15 protein-coding genes and 1 pseudogene are annotated in these 18,698 nt (G+C 39.9%); 10 read left to right on the forward strand and 6 right to left on the reverse strand.

The annotated features are described in order from the left end of the window. Nucleotides 1-14: 14 nt before the first annotated feature. The 5 genes from SULBA_RS09610 to SULBA_RS09630 all read left to right on the forward strand — a co-directional run bounded on the left by SULBA_RS09610 (nucleotide 15) and on the right by SULBA_RS09630 (nucleotide 5,944). Nucleotides 15-1,289 (forward strand): O-acetylhomoserine aminocarboxypropyltransferase/cysteine synthase family protein, encoded by a 1,275-nt coding sequence (locus tag SULBA_RS09610; RefSeq protein WP_014770098.1) that lies wholly within the window; start codon nucleotides 15-17, stop codon nucleotides 1,287-1,289. A 13-nt stretch (nucleotides 1,290-1,302) separates the two neighbouring features. Beyond that, complete coding sequence (locus tag SULBA_RS09615; RefSeq protein WP_014770099.1) at nucleotides 1,303-2,433, forward strand: hypothetical protein; 1,131 nt, start codon at nucleotides 1,303-1,305, stop codon at nucleotides 2,431-2,433. Nucleotides 2,434-2,511: 78 nt separating this feature from the next. Then, a complete protein-coding gene (locus SULBA_RS09620; RefSeq protein ID WP_014770100.1) occupies nucleotides 2,512-4,119 on the forward strand; it encodes an inorganic phosphate transporter in 1,608 nt (535 codons plus the stop codon). A 128-nt stretch (nucleotides 4,120-4,247) separates the two neighbouring features. Beyond that, a complete protein-coding gene (locus tag SULBA_RS09625; RefSeq protein WP_014770101.1) occupies nucleotides 4,248-5,501 on the forward strand; it encodes a DEAD/DEAH box helicase in 1,254 nt (417 codons plus the stop codon). Then, nucleotides 5,498-5,944 (forward strand): YaiI/YqxD family protein, encoded by a 447-nt coding sequence (locus tag SULBA_RS09630; protein ID WP_014770102.1) that lies wholly within the window; start codon nucleotides 5,498-5,500, stop codon nucleotides 5,942-5,944. The genes SULBA_RS09625 and SULBA_RS09630 overlap by 4 nt, the downstream gene beginning before the upstream one ends. A gap of 1 nt (nucleotide 5,945) precedes the next feature. Here the strand turns inward: SULBA_RS09630 and SULBA_RS09635 are convergent, their stop codons facing one another. Further along, entirely contained in the window at nucleotides 5,946-6,575 is a 630-nt protein-coding gene (locus SULBA_RS09635) for a YkgJ family cysteine cluster protein (RefSeq protein WP_014770103.1), read from the reverse strand. Nucleotides 6,576-6,990: 415 nt separating this feature from the next. Between SULBA_RS09635 and SULBA_RS09645 the strand changes: the two genes are divergently transcribed. Next, nucleotides 6,991-8,601, forward strand: coding sequence for a methyl-accepting chemotaxis protein (locus SULBA_RS09645; protein ID WP_014770105.1), 1,611 nt, complete (start codon nucleotides 6,991-6,993; stop codon nucleotides 8,599-8,601). Between the two features lie 70 nt (nucleotides 8,602-8,671). Here SULBA_RS09645 and pstB read toward each other — a convergent pair whose 3' ends face one another. The 5 genes and pseudogenes from pstB to SULBA_RS09665 all read right to left on the reverse strand — a co-directional run bounded on the left by pstB (nucleotide 8,672) and on the right by SULBA_RS09665 (nucleotide 13,031). Beyond that, on the reverse strand, nucleotides 8,672-9,424 hold the full coding sequence (pstB, locus tag SULBA_RS09650) for a phosphate ABC transporter ATP-binding protein PstB (protein ID WP_425353012.1): 753 nt from the start codon (nucleotides 9,422-9,424) through the stop codon (nucleotides 8,672-8,674). A 70-nt stretch (nucleotides 9,425-9,494) separates the two neighbouring features. Continuing rightward, nucleotides 9,495-10,667, reverse strand: coding sequence for a phosphate ABC transporter permease PstA (gene pstA / locus SULBA_RS09655; RefSeq protein WP_014770107.1), 1,173 nt, complete (start codon nucleotides 10,665-10,667; stop codon nucleotides 9,495-9,497). Between the two features lie 11 nt (nucleotides 10,668-10,678). Continuing rightward, nucleotides 10,679-11,611: a phosphate ABC transporter permease subunit PstC gene (gene pstC / locus SULBA_RS09660; protein WP_280938021.1), complete on the reverse strand. Its 933-nt coding sequence runs from the start codon at nucleotides 11,609-11,611 to the stop codon at nucleotides 10,679-10,681. A gap of 153 nt (nucleotides 11,612-11,764) precedes the next feature. Continuing rightward, nucleotides 11,765-11,884: pseudogene (locus SULBA_RS13260) on the reverse strand (phosphate ABC transporter permease family protein); the annotation flags it as partial. Nucleotides 11,885-12,005: 121 nt separating this feature from the next. After that, the gene (locus SULBA_RS09665; RefSeq protein ID WP_425353013.1) at nucleotides 12,006-13,031 is read right to left on the reverse strand and encodes a PstS family phosphate ABC transporter substrate-binding protein; all 1,026 of its coding nucleotides are present in this window, start codon (nucleotides 13,029-13,031) and stop codon (nucleotides 12,006-12,008) included. A gap of 208 nt (nucleotides 13,032-13,239) precedes the next feature. On the opposite strand from SULBA_RS09665, the gene SULBA_RS09670 reads away from it, so the two are divergent. The 4 genes from SULBA_RS09670 to SULBA_RS09685 all read left to right on the forward strand — a co-directional run bounded on the left by SULBA_RS09670 (nucleotide 13,240) and on the right by SULBA_RS09685 (nucleotide 18,696). Next, nucleotides 13,240-14,841: a methyl-accepting chemotaxis protein gene (locus SULBA_RS09670; RefSeq protein WP_014770110.1), complete on the forward strand. Its 1,602-nt coding sequence runs from the start codon at nucleotides 13,240-13,242 to the stop codon at nucleotides 14,839-14,841. Nucleotides 14,842-15,168: 327 nt separating this feature from the next. Beyond that, nucleotides 15,169-15,819, forward strand: coding sequence for a 4Fe-4S dicluster domain-containing protein (locus tag SULBA_RS09675; RefSeq protein ID WP_014770111.1), 651 nt, complete (start codon nucleotides 15,169-15,171; stop codon nucleotides 15,817-15,819). Then, entirely contained in the window at nucleotides 15,819-17,759 is a 1,941-nt protein-coding gene (locus SULBA_RS09680; RefSeq protein ID WP_014770112.1) for a proton-conducting transporter transmembrane domain-containing protein, read from the forward strand. Before SULBA_RS09675 ends, SULBA_RS09680 begins: the two co-directional genes overlap by 1 nt. A 13-nt stretch (nucleotides 17,760-17,772) precedes the next feature. Then, on the forward strand, nucleotides 17,773-18,696 hold the full coding sequence (locus tag SULBA_RS09685; protein ID WP_014770113.1) for a respiratory chain complex I subunit 1 family protein: 924 nt from the start codon (nucleotides 17,773-17,775) through the stop codon (nucleotides 18,694-18,696). Nucleotides 18,697-18,698: the final 2 nt, after the last annotated feature.

The raw sequence follows: 18,698 nt of genomic DNA on the forward strand, positions 1-18,698 counted from the left end.
TTAAGGAAACAATGATGCAAAACTCTTGGGAAATAGAAACCAAAACCATTCAATGCGGATGGGAACCTAAAAACGGTGAACCTCGTGTTTTACCCATCTATCAAAGTACCACATACAAATATGATAATGTCAATGAAGTTGCGATGCTTTTTGATTTGGAAGCTTCTGGGCATATGTACTCACGCATCTCCAATCCAACGTGTGAAGCACTGGAAGCTAAAATTGCCGCACTCGAGGGCGGTGTGGGAGCTTTGGTGACCTCTTCAGGGCAAAACGCTTCCACTATTGCCATTGCCAATATCTGCTCTAGCGGAGACCATTTTATAGCCATTGGCGCCATTTATGGTGGAACCGTCTCTTTGTTCACCAATACGCTTAAAAAAATGGGCATTGAGGTGAGCTTAGTGGATGCAAGCCTCTCCAAAGAAGAGCTTAAGCGCTATTTTAAACCCAACACCAAAGCGCTTTTTGGCGAAACCATTGCCAATCCAAAACTGGATGTTTTAGATTTTGAAAAATTTGGCGCATTGGCTCGTGAAATGGGCGTTCCTTTTATTGTCGATAACACCTTTGCAACACCTTACTTATGCCGTCCTTTAGAACACGGTGCCAACATTGTCATTCACTCTGCGACCAAATACCTTGATGGGCATGCCATTAGCGTCGGTGGTGTGATTGTGGATGGCGGAAATTTTGATTGGAGTAATGGCAAATTCCCTGAATTTACAGAACCTGATAAGAGCTATCATGGCATTGTCTACACGGAGAAATTTGGTAACATGGCATACATCATTAAAGCCAGAGTGCAGTGGATTCGTGACATTGGCTCGTACCTCACACCCATGAATGCGTTTTTGACCAATGTGGGCATGGAGACTTTACATGTAAGAATGGACAGACACTGTGAAAATGCCTACAATTTAGCACAATTTTTAAGCGCACATCCCAATGTTGCATGGGTCAATTACCCTGCCCTTAGCACCCATAAAGATTACAATTTAATGCTCAAATACCTCAAAGGCGCAAGTGGTGTGCTGAGTTTTGGTGTTAAAGGAGGACGTGCAGAGGGTGAAAAAGTGATGAATGCCCTCAAACTGGCTGCGATTGTGGTACATGTTGCAGACGTACGCACAGGTGTGTTGCATCCTGCAAGTATGACCCATCGACAATTAAGCGAAGAAGAGCAACGTCAAGCAGGTGTTACACCTGATTTAATTCGGGTCAGTGTGGGAATTGAACATATTGATGATATTATTGCCGATTTTAATCACGCACTTAATTCCATTTAAAAAGAGTTAGCCCATGCATAAAAGTCGCTACGAATTGATTAATACGTACTTAAACAAAGGCATTATTGAAGCGTATATGCAAGAAGCAAAAGAGATGCAAACGCCTTTGTGCCTTGCTCAATTTGACTTTGAAGTCGATTTGGAAGACGGCTTTTTCTTTAAAAATATTATGACGTTTATGCAAAACCTTATCCATTTTGCCCCTGTGCTTCAATACAAGGAAGATACCTTCATTATTCTCTTTCGCCATACCAACTTGCACGAAGCCAAAAAACGTCTAAAAAACCTCGAACACACCATTAGACTCGAGTTTAAACACGAGCTTAGAAGCATAGGACTCACCCTGTTTGATGCTAGCGACACCTATCACGTTCTTTTAAACCGTCTGGAGCGTTACTATACGCTCTCAAGACTCAGCCTTCGTAAAAAAATCTTTTTTGGAACGATTGATTTTGACTTGCATGAAAATGCCAATCTCACGCTTTTGCTCAACACCATTTTTCGCAAGGAAAATAAAGTCACCTTGCACAATCTCTACAAAGGTATGCCCCTTCAAGAAGAAGCAATTATGGCAAAATTTGAAGGAGGTGTGGCACAACTCAAAGTGGCATCACCTCGAATTTCTTTTTATGAAAAAGAGAGTTTTACGATCATCCAACACGATAAAATCCCCTATGTCATTAAGGCAAAAATCATTAAAGTGGACCCTCAAAAATCCTTGTTGGTGTTAAACCGTTTGGAGCTTTTAGAATACTCTGCACTGGATCGTACGGATATTCGTCTTTTGCCGCATAAAAATATCAATGCGATTCTCTCTTACCAAAAAATTAAATGTTTTGATGGCGTGATTGCTAATATTTCAGAAAGTTCAGTTGTTTTACATGTAAAGATGCCAGACATTGAAAAACTCCTCCAAAAAGGATGGCTGGATCAAGAGTTTGAAATTGCCTTTCAACTGCCTACGAGTAAAGGATTTTTAACACCGCTTAACGCAAAAGCAAACATTTTAAACATCGTGAATGAGACCATTGTGCTCTCTCTCCAACCCAATTCTTTTATGAAATCCAAGCTAAAAACCTACATTACCCTTCTTCAAAACAGGCTTTTAGTGGAACTCAAACAACACATAAGGAACCTTATTTAGTAGATTTAAAGTGAACTTATACTACATTTTCTCCTTACAATAAAAGAATTACAGTGTGATTACAAACAAAGGAATTGTATGGAGATTCAATCCATCAAAGATGTGAGAAATGTTAAGGGCTTTGGTATCAATGACTTTATGAAGCTTGTTGGGTGTGTTATTTTTGTCCTCCTTGTTATTTGGTATGTCTCAACCCTCTCTAGTGAAATTCCCAATAAAAATATTTTAATTATTGCGGCGATTTTTGGCGGCTACATGGCAATCAATATTGGCGCAAATGACGTTGCTAACAACGTAGGACCTACGGTTGGGGCACAAGCTGTGACTATTTTTGGGGCGGTGATTATTGCGGCAATTTTTGAAGCAGCAGGTGCACTCATTGCAGGCGGGAATGTTGTCAGTACCATTAAAAATGGCATTATTGATACCAAAATGCTCAATGACACCAATGCGTTTATTTGGTTGATGATGGCATCCTTGCTGGCAGGGGCGGTTTGGCTAAACCTTGCCACGGCCTTTGGCGCACCTGTTTCAACCACGCATGCCATTGTAGGAAGCATTGCAGGGGCGGGTATGGCATCGGCTGGTTTTGATGTGGTACAGTGGCCAAAGCTAGGAGAAATCGTTTTTAGCTGGGTACTCTCTCCGTTTTTAGGAGGCGTTGTTGCTGCTGGTTTTTTGATGTTTATTAAAAAAAGTGTTATTTATCAAGAGGATATGCAAGAAGCTGCCAAAAGAGTTATCCCATGGATGATTGCCATTATGACGTGGTCTTTTGGAACATACATCATTCTTAAAGGGGCTAAACAGCTTATTCATATGAATTTTCTCAATGCCGCTGGCATTAGCTTTATTTTAGCCATTGCCACCTATTTCCTCGTAAAAGCATCCTTGCACCGTAGTGAATCGCTTGAAAACACTCGTGCGTCGATTAATCAATTTTTTAATATTCCGCTTATCTTCTCAGCAGCCCTTCTTAGCTTCGCACACGGTGCAAACGATGTCGCAAATGCCATTGGTCCCTTAGCCGCCATTTACGATGCGCTCTTTACAGGAGGAATCTCCACAAAAGCAGGTATTCCCGTGTGGGTCATGTTGGTAGGTGCTGGCGGTATCGTGGTGGGATTATCATTGTATGGCCCTAAACTGATTAAAACCGTGGGCAGTGAGATTACTGAACTTGACCAAATTCGTGCCTTTTGTGTTGCCATTTCTGCGGCACTGACCGTCATTATTGCCTCACAATTAGGATTACCTGTAAGTTCCACACACATTGCAGTGGGTGCGGTTTTTGGGGTGGGTTTTTTACGTGAATATTTGATGAAAAACCGTGTCAGAGAAACCGAAGAAGATTTTAAACAACGTAAACTTGATGAAGAGATGAATAAACTCGAAGAGTACAAACATGCTTTAGAATCGCTCGGAAAACTCAAAAGTGTCGACCCTCTTTTGGTAAAAACACTTATGGGGAAAATTAATGATGAAAAAGCTATTATAAAAAATATTTATGAAGGGGAGTTGGAGCTGAGTAAAATTGAGAAAAAAGCGCTTAAAGCGGTGCGTAAACACGAACTGGTGAAACGCTCTGCCCTTAAAATGATTTTGGCCGCATGGCTCATTACTGTTCCTGCTTCTGCTTTGTTATCTGCAATTTTTTATTTTATGATTCGAGGTATGTTACTCTAGTTTTTAAGGCTTAGCTTGGTGCTAAGCCTTATTTTTACCCCTGCAGTTTTAACTCAAAATGTTTTTACATGTAAAACACTTTTGCTCTTTTTCTGTGACGAAATACCCTTAAAGGAAACCCTTATTTTATGTTATTTTCAGATTTAAACCTTAACGCCTCTTTGTTAAAAGCCGTGCAAGAAGAAGGCTACACGACCCCAACACCTGTGCAAGAAAAAGCCATTCCCTTCATTTTACAGGGGCGTGATATGCTAGCAGGTGCCCAAACAGGTACAGGAAAAACTGCTGGTTTTACCTTGCCAATTTTAGAACTTCTATCGGCTAAACCACGTAATAAAGCCAAACCTGCTCTTCGGGTGCTCATCTTAACCCCTACACGAGAACTGGCCGCACAAGTGGGCGAGAGTGTGCAAACGTACGGGAAGTATTTACCGTTTAAAAGTGCGGTTATTTTTGGAGGCGTGGGCATTCATCCGCAAATTCAAACGCTAAAAAATGGTGTGGATATTTTGGTGGCAACCCCTGGTCGTTTACTTGACCACGTCTCACAAGGAACCATTAACCTCAAAGAGATTGATACCTTTGTACTGGATGAAGCAGATAGAATGCTTGATATGGGCTTTATCAAAGACATTCGCAAAGTCATTGCCCTGCTTCCCTCTAAACGTCAAAACCTTCTTTTTTCGGCTACCTATTCGGATGAGATAAAAAAGCTCTGTGAGTCCATTTTAAAAAATCCAGCCGTGGTGGAAGTAGCACGCCGTAACACCTCAAGTGAACTGGTCAATCAGCGTGTCATCATTGTGGATTGTAAGCGAAAAACAGCTCTTTTAGGCAAACTGATTCAAGAACAAAAATGGGAACAAGTACTGGTGTTTACTCGCACCAAACACCATGCCAATAAAGTCTCTGAATACCTCAACAAAATAGGCATTAGCTCATCGGCAATTCATGGCAATAAAAGTCAAGGTGCTCGTACCAAAGCCTTGGCTGATTTTAAAGGTGGCAGCATTAAAGTGCTGGTCGCAACCGATATTGCCGCACGAGGACTGGACATTGACCAATTGCCTCATGTTGTGAATTTAGAACTGCCCAACATTGCTGAAGATTACGTGCACCGCATTGGACGAACAGGACGGGCTGGTAACAATGGTGAAGCCATTTCCCTCGTGTGTGTCGATGAATTTGAGTATTTAAAAGGGATTGAAAAGCTCATTAAACGCTCGTTTGAGCATGAAATTATTGAAGGCTTTGAGCCAGACCCTAGCATTAAAGCCGTGCCCATTCAGCAAGGAAGAGGCGCTAAACCTCAGGGACAACCCAAACGCCGTGATAATGCACCTCGTGAATACGTTGAAAAAAGAAGAGAAAAAAAGCGATGACCATCTTTGTTGATGCCGATGCCTTTCCCAATGTGCTCAAAGACATTTTGCTTCGCTTTGTACTAAAGCGAGGCATTCGCACACGCTTTATCGCCAACAAAAAGATTTCTATCCCTGATGTAGCGTTTATTAGCATGGAAATTGCCCCACAAGGCGTGGACGAAGCCGACCACCTCATCGCCTTTACATGTAATGCAAAAGATATTGTCATTACCGCTGATATTCCCTTAGCCGATAGAATTGTAAGCAAGGGAGCCATTGGGCTAGACCCACGTGGCACACTCTACACACCTGAGAACATTAAAGGTTTACTTGCCATGCGAAATTTGATGCAAGAACTTCGTGACGGTGGAGAAATCACAGGAGGACCAAGTGCCATTGGAGAGAAGGAAAAAAGAGCGTTTGCAGATGCCCTAAACGCTCTTTTGCAAAAATGCGTCTAACTTACGAAACGGCTCTAATTTCTTTAATGGGTTTAATACCAAAATAATCCCAGAAGTATTTGAGGGAATCTAAATGCATTTTAATGTAAGGTGAGTCACTTTGTTTAGCATAGATAAAAAGCTTCAAGCCTGAGACATCGCCTACAAATTGAAAATGCTCAGGTTTATAGAGCTTAGCGTAAAACGCAAGACTCTCCTCTCGTTTTTGCGCAAAATGTTCCAAACGCTTCGTGTAAAAATCGCTCTGTAAAACCCCGTTGAAACACAGACTCTTGCCTGTATGTGTGCTAATGCCAGGACAATCCGTATCCACCAAAATATGCTCAAAATAAGGCGTAATGGGATAAAGCTTACACGCAGGGGTGCGGTGCTCGTAAATACTACACTGATGGTTTTCATAATACCTGCAATGCCCCTTTCCATCGTTTAAAAGCACGTATGCCATTAAACGCTCATTGTCGATGCCAAATAAGATGGGAAAATGGGTGTAAACCTGTGCAAAATCTTCTAAAATCAGTGGCGATGCCACAAAGCCTTTGGCGCCATTACAACACGCCCCCTCACACCTCGAACATCCGTTAAAATAAAAATTTTCTACCTGAATGTTGACATAATTTCCAGTGCTTCGCATCTCTGCCCCTTTTTACATGTAAAGGCAAAAGCATTTTTAGTTCCGTATGAGCAGGACATGTAAAGCTACTTTTTAACCACGCATTCCCTTAAAGTCTCTAGCTTTTCATAGTTCTTTTTTGCTTCTTCTATTGCTTCATCGAAGGCAAAACCTTGCATGATAATTTTATACAAATTGGGTTTTTCCTTGCGCCAATTGCGAAGGGTCATTGGGGTGATACCGAGTATGCGGGCCATATCTTGTTGGGTTAGTTTCATAGAAAAAATGTACACAAAACCAACTATAAATCAAATTAACAACCATTTATCTTTTTTTTACATAAATAAGCAAATATTTATCCTTTTAGCCATAGAATGAAAACATATTTTCTAAAAAATAGGAAATAACGCAAAATTTACAGACAAAAGGAAAGAGGATGTTTGCAACCATAAAGAGGAAATTGATTTTATTGCTTGTTGTTTTAATCATGGGATTTACGGCATTAGGGTACTCACTGATCAAGTCAAATGATGATGGTAAAATGGCAGCCCTGAGACTTTCACAAATTGGAAAAGTTCAATCACACCTGTTTGCATGTATGATGGAACTACGTGGTTTTCAGCTTTTAGGTAAAAAAGAGCATATTCAAGGAATTGAGTCCCATTATAATGAGACATTAGTCAATATAGAATTACTTCAATCCAGTCTTCAATCGCCCCAAAATCAAAAGACCTTAAAAGATTTAAAAGAAAAAATGAGTGCATGGTATGCCATCAATACACCCCGTATTGAACTGCTTAAAACCTATGGTGCCACGATTAACACCTCAACATTTTCACAAGAACATCCAAAAGAGTATGAAAACTTAATGCGACTAACCAAAGAGTCTGCCCTCTTATTTGAGGTTATTGAGAAACAAATCGTACAACTTGAAAACGCTGTTCGAGAAAGTAATTTTGCCCGTTTAGACAGCAACAAACTCTTTGCTGAGATTATTTTAGTGTTTGTTTCACTCATCGCCTTAGGACTTTGCTTGATTATTATTCGCTCCATCAATCACTCTATTTCAAAAACCAAAGATGGTATCGAACACATACGTAACACGAAAGCTTTACATGTAAAAGTAGAAACAGGGACTAAAGATGAGATGAATGACATCGCACAGATGCAAAACCTCCTTTTAGAAGATATTAAAGGTGCTATGATAGAAGCAAAACACAATGCACATGAAAATGCTTCTGTAGCAGAAGAGCTTTCCAGTACCAGTTTACAAATTGGTAAGCGGGCAGAAGAGGAAGCGTCCATTGTCAATGAGACATCTCGTGAAGCGCAAAATATCTCTTCTGAAATTGCTCAAACTAATGATGATGTCCAAACGGTCAAAGAAGTGACCACCACCGCACAAAATAGCTTACTCAAAGCCCAATCCATTCTGCAAGAAACCCTAAGTCACCTAGAAGATACCGTACACGTTGAAGCGCAAATCAACGAGAAACTCAATCAACTCTCCCAAGATGCAGAACAGGTCAAAAGCGTTTTAGATGTTATTGGCGATATTGCGGATCAAACCAATCTATTAGCCTTGAACGCTGCTATTGAAGCAGCACGGGCAGGTGAGCATGGGCGAGGATTTGCGGTGGTTGCCGATGAAGTACGAAAACTTGCGGAGCGAACACAAAAAAGCCTGATTGAAACCAATGCAACCATTAATGTGATTGTTCAATCCATCGGCGATATTAGCGGTGAAATGAATCAAAATACAAAACGTATTCAAACACTCAGCACCTTTTCGAGCAATGTCAATTCCCAAACAAAAGATGCCGTATCTTTGCTAAGCCAAAGCGTGAGTGCCACAGAGCGTGTTTCCATAAAATCAAAGCAAAATATGGAGCGCATTCAAACCATTATTATTCAAAAAATTGAAACGATTAATAATCTCTCAAGTTCTAATGCAAGAAGTGTTGAAGAAATTGCCTCAGCCGCAGAACATCTAGCCCGCTTATCTGGCAATCTAAACACAACCCTCTCTCAATTTCAAACCGCATAAGTTTGACGCTAAGGATTGTGTGCAAAAAGGATTACATGTAAAGCTTTTTGGCTTTACATGTAAGTTATCATCAACCAAAGCGACCTGTGATGTAGTCTTCGGTTTTCTTCTCTTTTGGATTGACAAACAGTGTTTTAGCATCAGAATATTCGATGAGATTTCCAAGGTGGAAAAACGCTGTATAATCCGCAATACGTGCGGCTTGTTGCATGTTGTGTGTGACGATGATGATGGTGTAATTTTTCTTCAAATCTAACATCAAGTTTTCAATCTTCTCGGTTGAAATCGGATCAAGCGCAGAGGTTGGCTCATCCATCAAAATGACATCTGGCTCTACCGCAATCGCACGTGCAATACACAAACGCTGTTGTTGTCCGCCTGAAAGGGCAGTTCCTGGATCTTTGAGTTTGTCTTTGACCTCGTCCCAAAGGTTAGCACCCTTAAGAGCTTTTTCAACAAGCTCATCACACTCTTTGCCTTTTTTAACAATATCATGCATTAAAGGAGCATACGCAATATTTTCATAAATGCTCTTAGGAAAGGGATTGGGCTGTTGAAACACCATCCCCACTCGTTTTCGCACGGCTACAACGTCAATGGATTTATCATAAATATCATGGCCATCTACCCCAATATATCCCTCAACCCGACAATTTTGAACCAAGTCATTCATACGGTTGATACAACGCAAAAAGGTCGATTTTCCACAACCACTAGGTCCTATAAGTGCAGTAATTTTTTTGGTATAAATATCCATGTTAATAGAATTTAGGGCTTGTTTTTCACCGTAGAATAGATTCAGATTTTTGACTTCTACTTTAATGGTCTCTTCTGAGCTTGCACCCATTTCTCGATCACTCATACTGGTGTGAATATAACTCTTTTCCATACTGTTACCACTTTCTTTCAAATTTTTTTCGTAAATAGATTGCCACGGCATTTAAGGAGAGCAAGACTGCCAAGAGCACAACAATCGCAGCGGCTGTTCGCTCCAAATAAGCTTTCTCAGGCATGCCAGCCCACGTAAAGATTTGTGCAGGAAGCACAGTTGCTGCTTGTGTAACACTCGTTGCAGGGTCGGGAACAAAGGCTATCATCCCCACGATAATCAGCGGTGCCGTTTCACCAATAGCACGAGCGATGGAGATAATAGAGCCTGTTAAAATTCCAGGCATTGCCACAGGCAAAACATGGTCTCTTACAATTTGCCATTTGGTCAGTCCCAAACCAAAACCCGCTTGACGAATACTAGCAGGAACCGATTTTAAAGAGGCTTTCGCACTCACAATAATGACAGGCAAGCTCATCAGTGCCAAGGTCATACCACCCACCAAAGGAGAGCTTCTAGGAACTCCAAAAAAGTTAATAAAAATTGCTAAGCCCAACAAACCAAAAAGAATGGAGGGAATGGCGGCAAGGTTATTGATATTCACCTCGATCACATGCGTTAAATTGTTCTCAGGCGCAAACTCTTCCAAATAAATAGCTGTCATCACCCCGATAGGAAAAGCTATCACAATGGTCACAAACATGGTAAGTAATGAGCCAATAACCGCCGCATAAATACCTGAATTTTCAGGAATTTTAGAATCTCCCGTGGTTAAAAAAATGGTATTAAACTTAAGCTCAACATTGCCTTTTTCTTTCAGTTCATCCACATACGCTCGATCACGTTCAGAGGTACGAGACTCTTTGCCCTTAAGGTATTGATCAACCTCTGAGTTGGCAAGTGCCCAAAAGGTTTGCGTGCTATTCATCCATGAGGGATTTTCTTTAATGAGATTTGGTAAATCCCTAAGCCAAGCACGACTGATAATTTTAAGCTGTTTGGCATTAATTGCCCCGTAAGGATTTTCAACAACCTCTTCATTAATTGCTACATCTATTTTAATGTACGTTTGTGAAAACGCAGGATACCCCGCACGGACAATATCCACTAGGAAAAAGACTAAAAAAGAGATCGAAAAAGCAATGGCAGCCATCGTGGCAAATTTAAAAAGTGCCGCTTTTTGGTTACGTCTTTTAATTTGAGGTATATAAAAATAGTTTTCGTTGGTATCTTTCATCTGTCAATCCCTTAAAGTGTGGAAACTTTGTATTTTCTGTGGAAACGTCGAATGGTGCTTACAGAGACAATGTTTATAATCAGTGTTACAACAAAAAGCACAAAACCAAGTGCAAAGGCTGAGAGGGTTAGAGGATTGTTAAACTCTTGATCTCCTGTGAGCGATTCAACAATTTTAACGGTCACCGTTGTCATGTCTTCCAATGGATTCCATGATAAATTTGGGCGAAGTCCCGCTGCCATGACCACAATCATTGTCTCTCCAAGCGCACGTGAAACAGCTAATAATATCGAAGCAATAATGCCTGGCATTGCAGATGGAAGCACAACAAACCGAATGGTCTCCGCCTTATTCATCCCAAGTGCATACGCACCATTGCGCATACTTTGAGGGACAGCACTGATAACATCATCGGAAAGTGAAGAGATAAATGGAATAATCATAACCCCCATAATAATACCGCTTGAGAGTGCATTTTGGTACTGGGCTTCAATGCCAAAGATGGCAAAAAACTTCACCACCGCAGGTGCAATGGTAAGGGCAGCAAAAAATCCGTACACAACCGTTGGGATACCTGCTAAAATCTCTAAAAACGGCTTAAGTTGGCTTCTGACTTTTGATGTTGCATACTCTGACATATAAATGGCAGAAAGCAATCCCACTGGAACGGCTAAAATCATTGCCATAAGGGTAATATAAAACGTTCCTGCAAAAATAGGCACAGCCCCAAATTTGGCTTGAGCGGCATGAACATCAGAACGCCCAGCTCCTTCTAAAAAGGCAGTATCAGGTGCCCACTCTGTACCAAATAAAAAATAACTAAGGCTTTGAGTTTGAAAAAAATGCAAAGCTTCAAAGATGATGGAAAGTAAAATACCAAAAGTCGTCATGACTGAAATTAACGAAGCAAATAACAACATGCCTTTAATAAAATTTTCAACCAAATCACGAGCCCTTGTTTGTGGAGCCACATTTCTAAAAAAGAAAAAAAGGGCAACCGCTCCAGCACTCAGAGCGCCTGAAACTAACATAAAAGGGGGAATGGCATGAATGCCAAAAAGATATAAAAATACTCCCACAACACCAATGGTTATAATAGGAAGTCCTGTATAAAGGGCAACAAACCAACCATACTGATCGGGTTGGGAATGCATTTTAATACCTTCAGAGCGTAACCCTACAGCACGTGTTTTACCAATAATATAACCGATAAACATGAGTGGGAAAAGACCACTAAAAAAAATAAGATAAAGTGTTTGAGTGCTCACCAGAGTCCTTTTAGAAAAATGAGGAGGATGTGAGCTCACACCCTCCTTTTAGTTTTACATGTAATGATAATTAAGGAAGAATGGTATGTTTTTTAACCATTTCTTCGGTTAGTTTTGTTTTAGCCAAAACCGCTGCTTGAACTTTTTTAAGCTCTTCAGCTGTCATTGGAACCAAACCAATGGTTTTTAAAACACCTTTTTGTCCAACCATTTTGTCATCGACGTAAAGTTTAAAGAACTCATCCATCCCTTTAACGCTTGCTCTGTGAGAGTTTTTAGCGTAAATATAAAGGCTTCGTGAGATAGGGTATTTTCCGCTTGAGATATTCTCAGACGTTGGAGCAACGCCATCAACCGTTGCACCATTGATTTTATCACCATTTTCTTCTAAGAAGCTGTATCCAAAAATACCAAACGCTGCAGTATCTTTAGTCAATTTTTGAACGATTAAGTTATCATTCTCACCTGCTGGAACAAATGCGCCATCTTGACGAATCGCTTTGTATTTACCTTTTTTATCGCCATACGCATCAAATTTTTTAGAAGCAGCTTCCATGACCATTTCATCAAATGAATCTCTGGTTCCTGATGTGGTTGGAGGACCATAAACTGTAATTTTTCTATTTGGCAATTTTGCATCAATTTCATTCCATGTTTTATACGGGTTTTTCATCAATTTGCCATCTTTACCTGGAACTTCATCTGCAAGCGCTAAGAAAAGGTGCTCTTTGCTTAGGGCAACTTCACCATTGATTTTTGATTGAGCAATCGCAATACCATCAAAACCAACCATCATTCCAGTAATGTCAGTTACACCATTTTTAACACAAATTTCAAATTCATCGGCTTTAATTGGGCGTGACGCATTGGTAAAATCTGGGGTATCAAGACCATCACCTGCACAAAAAAGCTTCATACCGCCACCTGTTCCTGTTGATTCAACAACGGGTGTTGGGTTTCCTGTTACGGCTTTAAACTCTTCTGCTACATAGCTTGTAAAAGGATACACTGTCGATGATCCAACAATTTTAATCTGATCTCTTGCACTAGCACTAACGCTTAATGCTGCGACGCTTAATAGCGCTACTGCACTCATTTTTATCGTCATAATACACTCCATTTAAGATTTTGTAACACGGTCATTGTAAAAAAATTTGGTTACAAGATGATTACATGTAACGATTGAGTCCATTACAGAAAAAAGCATTATCTCACACATTATCTCACGATGATTCCTCTGCTATTATGTTAGAATTCACTATTATTATTTTATTTATATAAAATTGGAATTTAAGGAGAATTTTATGTTGCAAACACTTCGCGCAAAACTTATTGCTTTGTTCGTGATTATTTTATTGAGTACGTGTTCTTTGAGTTATTTGCTGATTTCAAACACGGCCAGTGCAGAAATTGCCGTTAAAAAAGTACAGATTATTGAAAAAATTACACGTGATACCGCAGAGCTTCTGATGCATTCAAGAGGTTATCAAATCACTTTTGTGCCTATGTTTATGGAAAAATCCATTGAAGCAGAAAGAACATTAGCAAGACACCTTCTTGAATTGCAACCTTTATTAAGCTCAGAAAGGGACATTGCACTCTTTAATGAAATCAAAATAGGTGTGGATGCCTTTGCAGAATCCACACTGCCTCGTTTTGATCTGCTTACCAAATATAAAAAAGCTACCGATACCCCTGAATTTTTAGCCACCAGTGATGGTAAAAAATTTACAGAACTGACCAATAAGGGACGTGATGCATTTATTATTATTGCAAAAAAAGGGGATGAACTCTCTAAAGCAATTGAAATGGAAGAAAAAGCATCCTTAGCAAAAGCCCGTATAATTGGTATTATTCTTGCTCTAATGGCCTTAATCATTACCAACCTTGCTTTTTGGTATGTTGCCTCTCACATTAAAAAATCTTTACAAATTGCAACCAACGAATGCCAATACATTGGGGCGACCAAAGATTTAACCCATACTATTAAAACCCATGGTGAAGATGAAATTGCAAGCATGATGCAAACCGTAAATGCCCTCCTCGCACAACTACGTCAAGCAATTGATGATGCCAAACGTACCGCTATGGAAAATGCAGCAGTCGCAGAAGAACTCTCTTCTACCTCCCTAGAGATTGGAAGACGTACCGAAGAGAGCGATAAAGAAGTGGACAGAGCCGTGCACACCACTAAAAATGTTGCCACTATTTTACATGCAAGTGAAGAAAATGCTGAAAAAGCAGGCACTGTTATGCAAAACGTCTCTGCCGAACTTAACGAAGCCTCACAAGAGGTTTTGGCAGTGTCTGCTGATTTACAAACCATGGTTGCGAATCAAACAGATCTTTCCGCCCGTTTAGAGCAACTCGATCAAGAAGTTGCACAAGTACAACAAGTACTTTCCGTAATTTCCGATATTGCAGAACAAACCAATTTACTAGCACTCAATGCCGCTATTGAAGCTGCACGGGCAGGTGAACACGGACGTGGTTTTGCTGTGGTTGCGGATGAAGTGCGAAAACTCGCTGAGCGAACCCAAAAAAGTTTAGTGGAGAGTAATTCAACCGTAGCTGTCATTACCCAATCGGTCAATACCTCTTCAGATTTAATGAAAAAAAATGCACAAGAAATTCAAGCCTTAGGCGTTCGAGCAGAAAAGACACAACAACTGATGTTAAAAACCGTTAACAATATGAACGAAACAGCAATCATTGCTCAAGGTGCGGCAAAAGAAGCCAAAAATGGTAGCAAAGAGGCAAGCTCTATGTTAGGACGTGTTGATGCCATTCACAAACTAACCTCCACCAATGCAAGAAGCGTAGAAGAGATCGCCTCAGCAGCAGAACATCTCTCTAAACTCTCTTCAAACCTTAGCGATGCTCTTTCTACCTTTAAAACATCCTAAGCGTTTACATGTAACGCTAGAGTCATCTTGATACGTGTATGAAGATGACTTGCTTTTTATGCATCCATTTCCGCTACACTCTCTTTGATTCGTGCTAAACTATCCTCTAGGTAAAAGGGTTTTGTCAAAAAATTATTTAATTTCTATTTAATAAATTGAATTAAACTGTAAATTTTAAAACTAAGCTATTTTCATGCTACAAAATTTATATATACTTTCAAAGTATGAATAGAGTTAATACGATAATAAATCCCATTTTAGTGGGTTTTTTTATCCAATGATTGTACTGGTTTATTCAAAAACTAAACACACCATAGAGGATAGTCTATGTCAAAAGTTCATAAATTCGTGATTACAAACCCGCTGATGTGTATTGCGTGTAATGCCTGTGTTAAAGCCTGTGTTAAACACGCCTACATACGTGGGAAACTTTCCAAAAAAAGGTTGGATGTGCTCACTCTTGAGAGCGGTAAAATGCCCAACCAATGTCGCCAATGCGATGATGCCCCCTGTGCCAATGTCTGCCCAACGGGTGCACTTCGTATAGCTAATTCCTGTGTCGAGCTTTGTGAGGAGATTTGCATTGGCTGTAAACTCTGTACCATCGCTTGTCCCTACGGTGCCATTGTGATTGATGCTGAATTTCCTCCTTCCATTCAAGAAGAAGTGGAAACCCATTTAGAAGCTGGTTGTATCAGTGGTCTTAAAAGCATTGCCATTAAATGTGACATGTGCGATGGCATTGAAAGTGGGCCTGCATGTGTGAGTGTTTGTCCAACGGGTGCACTGGTCTTTGTTGATCCTGTATCTGGAGAGTGTAAATTTGGTAAAAAAGTCAAAGGGGACTTAGCACCCTTTTTAAAAACCATTGTTCCAGATGTAGAGTTTAAAGACATACCTGAGCCTGTTCTTAAAAAACCTAAAGAACCAGCGCCTACTCCCGTTGAAGAACCCCAAACCACTAAAGAGGAATCATAATGCAAACCATATACACGCTATTTTTGTTAGCCTCACTTCTTTCTCTTTTGCTTTATAAAAAGCCTCTTCTTGCACAAAAAGTGGGATTTGGCTTAGCCAGCGTCATTTCGCTCTATGCGGCGATTTTTTTCTTTTCCAATCTACACGATACCTTGTTATGGAAATTACCAGGAAGCTTTATTAGTGCACCTTTGTTTCGACTTGATTCCTTAGGCATGTTTTTTAGTTTTTTAGTGAGTCTTGTCGCTTTTGCGGTTTCACTGTTTAGCTTTGACTACGCAAAATTTTATGAAAACAAAGCAAACTTAGCCGTTTTTGCGTCACTCTTTAACGCATTTATTCTTTCCATGCTTTTGGTCATTGCCAGTGACAATGTGTTTTCCTTTATGCTTTTATGGGAAGTTATGACCCTCATCTCAGCCTTGTTAATTTTGATTAATGATGGTAAGGATGCTGGAAAAAATGTCATGATTTATTTAGGAATTGCTCAAATTGGGGCGTTTTGTTTAATGGTTGCTCTTTTAATTATGGCAAGCTTTGCAGGTAGCTTTGAGTTTAGTAAATTTGCTGAAATGGAAATTGGGTTTGGCATGAGCTTAACACTGTTTGTCCTTCTGCTCATTGGTCTTGGCTCAAAAGCAGGCATGTTTCCCTTTCATGTTTGGTTGCCGCTTGCCTACTGCCAATGCCCATCGAATGCTTCAGCACTGATGAGTGGGGTTATGATTAAAGTCGCTCTTTTTGCCTTTATTAAATTCTCCCTTCTGTTGCCTTCACTGGTTCAATTTGGTTATATATTACTGTTTGTGGGTGCTCTTAGCTGTGTTTTTGGAATTATTTACGCACTTGTTTCCAATGACTACAAAGCCGCTATTGCCTATAGCTCCTGCGAGAACGTGGGTATTATCTTTTTAGGACTAGGTGGCGCATTTTATGGTCTTGGAACCAACTCACCTACCATCGCTTTACTAGGTTTTGTTGCAGGGTTCTTTCATATTTTAAACCATGCCGTTTTCAAATCACTTCTGTTTATGCTCAGTGGTAATGTTTACACCGCCACACAAACACGCAATATGGATCTTCTGGGTGGTTTGCACAAAAAAATGCCTATAACCTCCATAATCTTTTTTGTTGCAGTGGTTGCTATTTGTGCATTGCCTCCACTCAATGGATTTGCCAGTGAATGGGTTGTTTATAAAACCATGGTCATGGGAGGTATTCATGAGGGCGTTGTCTCACGCTTCTTCTTTACTCTTGCCATTATTGCTCTTTCCATTACTGGAGCTATGGCTATCATGGCGTTTTCAAAAGTTTATGGTGCTATCTTTTTAGGTGTTGCACGAGATACCCAAAAAATAGAAGATGCGAAAGAAGTCTCTTTTATCCGACTCTTGCCGCTTGGTTTGTTGGCAAGCTTGTGTGTAGGAATTGGTGTGTTTATGAATGATGTGATTGGTATGCTCTCAAAAATTGTTTTTACATTAATACCTCAAACCACTACAAGTATCCAAGGCTTAATCTCTATGCCAATCATTATCATGGTAATGCTTTTATGCGCCATTATCCCTTTTGTGCTCCTTTATCTTTTAAAGGCGAATCATAAAGAAGCACGTATTACGGATCCATGGGCATGCGGTTTTCTTTACAACAAAAACATGCAAATTGGTTCCAATGCCTTTACAGGTGACATCAAAAAAGCATTGAGCTTTATTTTAAAATACGAAAGCGAAGTGAAAATTGATGGGTACTTTTCAAAGGCTGTGTATACGCATAAAACCCATGATCTTTTTTGGGAAAAATTGTATGTACCTGTGATTGATTTTATTATGGTGGTTGCCGATAAAATAGGTATTTTTCAAAATGGTAGAACCAACCTTTATGCGGGTTATATTTTGATTTACCTTTGTTTAATACTCATGTTTGGGTATTACTACCTATAAGGAGAGGATGAAAATGGATTTTTTTTATTTATTATTACAACTTATCTCAGCAATAATGGTCGCTCCTCTCTTTGATGGAATTTCAAGGAAACTTCGAGCCAAATTTCAATCCCGTATGGGACCGAGTATTTTTCAAACCTATTATGATATTTATAAATTACTTAAGCGGGGCAGAACAAAATCACACAGCGCAAGCTATATCTATCAAATAGCTCCCTATGTGTTGTTTATCAGCGCAGCAGCCATGTTTTGTGCCTTACCCATTACCTATGGTACCAAGGCCGTTGCTTTGTCGCAATTTTCTGACATCTTTGTGTTGCTCTATTTAGGGGCATTGTTTCGATTTACGTTTATTGTGGCGGGTTTTGATACCGCCAACCCTTTCTCAGGCGTCAGTGCAAGCAGAGAAGGTACTATGGGGTTTTATACTGAAGAAGTGGCAGTCATTTGTCTGATTGTGGTTATGATGGGTGCTGGCAGTACGAATTTACCTTTTATTGTTCATTCCGTATTGGAGGGACATTATGGATATGCTATTCCCTCTTTTTCTATTGCGGCTACGGCATTTTTGTGGGTGATGTATGTTGAGACTGGACGAAAACCTTATGATTTAGCTGAGGCTGAACAAGAGTTACAAGAGGGTGTTTTAGGAGAGTTTTGTGGTAAAGATTTTGCTCTGATTGATATAGCAATCTTACTCAAACAATTCGCAGTTTTAGGATTTTTTCTTGTTATTTTCGTCCCATGGGGAATTGTTGAAAATCCAATTCTATCGCTCATTATTTTCTTAGCAGAGGTAGGTTTTCTTTATGTCATGGGTGTATTTATTGATAACTTTGGACCGAGATTTACAATGAATAAAGGTATGAAACGCACAATGCTTTATGCACTGGCTGTTTCATGTACTGCATTAGTACTTTATATTATGGGAATTTAACG

The sequence above is a fragment of the Sulfurospirillum barnesii SES-3 genome (assembly GCF_000265295.1).
Taxonomy (GTDB): domain Bacteria; phylum Campylobacterota; class Campylobacteria; order Campylobacterales; family Sulfurospirillaceae; genus Sulfurospirillum; species Sulfurospirillum barnesii.

What these genes read in the sequence shown, in the direction of transcription:
- SULBA_RS09610 (WP_014770098.1), top strand. Translation starts at nt 15, where the DNA reads ATGCAAAACTCTTGGGAAATAGAAACCAAAACCATTCAATGCGGATGG.
- SULBA_RS09615 (WP_014770099.1), top strand. Translation starts at nt 1,303, where the DNA reads ATGCATAAAAGTCGCTACGAATTGATTAATACGTACTTAAACAAAGGC.
- SULBA_RS09620 (WP_014770100.1), top strand. Translation starts at nt 2,512, where the DNA reads ATGGAGATTCAATCCATCAAAGATGTGAGAAATGTTAAGGGCTTTGGT.
- SULBA_RS09625 (WP_014770101.1), top strand. Translation starts at nt 4,248, where the DNA reads ATGTTATTTTCAGATTTAAACCTTAACGCCTCTTTGTTAAAAGCCGTG.
- SULBA_RS09630 (WP_014770102.1), top strand. Translation starts at nt 5,498, where the DNA reads ATGACCATCTTTGTTGATGCCGATGCCTTTCCCAATGTGCTCAAAGAC.
- SULBA_RS09635 (WP_014770103.1), bottom strand. Translation starts at nt 6,575, where the DNA reads ATGCGAAGCACTGGAAATTATGTCAACATTCAGGTAGAAAATTTTTAT.
- SULBA_RS09645 (WP_014770105.1), top strand. Translation starts at nt 6,991, where the DNA reads ATGTTTGCAACCATAAAGAGGAAATTGATTTTATTGCTTGTTGTTTTA.
- pstA (WP_014770107.1), bottom strand. Translation starts at nt 10,667, where the DNA reads ATGAAAGATACCAACGAAAACTATTTTTATATACCTCAAATTAAAAGA.
- SULBA_RS09665 (WP_425353013.1), bottom strand. Translation starts at nt 13,031, where the DNA reads ATGAGTGCAGTAGCGCTATTAAGCGTCGCAGCATTAAGCGTTAGTGCT.
- SULBA_RS09670 (WP_014770110.1), top strand. Translation starts at nt 13,240, where the DNA reads ATGTTGCAAACACTTCGCGCAAAACTTATTGCTTTGTTCGTGATTATT.
- SULBA_RS09675 (WP_014770111.1), top strand. Translation starts at nt 15,169, where the DNA reads ATGTCAAAAGTTCATAAATTCGTGATTACAAACCCGCTGATGTGTATT.
- SULBA_RS09680 (WP_014770112.1), top strand. Translation starts at nt 15,819, where the DNA reads ATGCAAACCATATACACGCTATTTTTGTTAGCCTCACTTCTTTCTCTT.
- SULBA_RS09685 (WP_014770113.1), top strand. Translation starts at nt 17,773, where the DNA reads ATGGATTTTTTTTATTTATTATTACAACTTATCTCAGCAATAATGGTC.